The organism is Dryocola clanedunensis, assembly GCF_038405435.1.
In the GTDB taxonomy this organism is placed as follows: domain Bacteria; phylum Pseudomonadota; class Gammaproteobacteria; order Enterobacterales; family Enterobacteriaceae; genus Dryocola; species Dryocola clanedunensis_A.
Map to the genome: position 1 here is coordinate 1 of NZ_JBBYHZ010000089.1, position 681 is coordinate 681.

General features: G+C 72.4%; 2 protein-coding genes. One reads left to right on the forward strand and one right to left on the reverse strand.

The genetic code is table 11. The features are described 5' to 3' along the window. Positions 1 to 251, forward strand: a 251-nt coding sequence (locus AAE045_RS23550; protein ID WP_455549731.1) for a hypothetical protein, incomplete at its 5' end; no start/stop codon positions are given. Between the two features lie 83 nt (positions 252 to 334). On the opposite strand, the gene AAE045_RS23555 is transcribed toward AAE045_RS23550, so the two are convergent. Further along, on the reverse strand, positions 335 to 681 hold a 347-nt coding region (locus AAE045_RS23555; RefSeq protein WP_455549732.1), incomplete at its 5' end, for an FAD-dependent oxidoreductase.

Genomic DNA, 681 nt, shown 5'->3' on the forward strand with positions numbered 1-681 from the left:
CCTCGGAGACGGGCCGCCGCATCCGCGCGCTGGCCATGGTGCTGCGCGAGGCGCCCCAGGCCGATGCCGAGGTGCTGCTGGCCGGGCTCGCGCGCATGCTCGATGCGCACATGGGCCGCGGCCACGATGATGTGGTCAGCAACCGCCGCATCCGCGACCAGCTGGACAACATCGAGCTGCTGATGGCACTGGAGATCGAGCGCGCCGGCGTGCGTCAGACGCCGGTACCGGTGGTATCGCGCGCCGCCTGAGCGGCCGCACGCGCAGTACGTGAGGGCCCGGGCGCGAGGCGACGCGCCCGGCATCGCCTCACCCCGGCATCGCAACGGCGCCGTTACGCCGAGAGCAGCTGCACGATGCTGCCGGCCGCGTCGCGGCCCTCGGCCACGGCCGTCACCACCAGGTCCGCGCCGCGCACTGCATCGCCACCAGCGAACAGGCGCGGGTGGGCGGTCTGGAACGGCAGGCGACCACTGCCACCGGCCACGATGCGGCCGTTGTTGCCGGCCTCCACGCCCTGCTCGGTCAGCCAGCCCGGCGCACTCGGCGAGAAGCCGAAGGCGATGATCACCACGTCCGCTTCCAGCAGCGATTCGCTGCCGGCGATCGGCACCGCGTTGCGGCGGCCCTGTGCATCCGGTTCGTCCAGATGCGTTTCCACCACCATCACGCCGATCACTT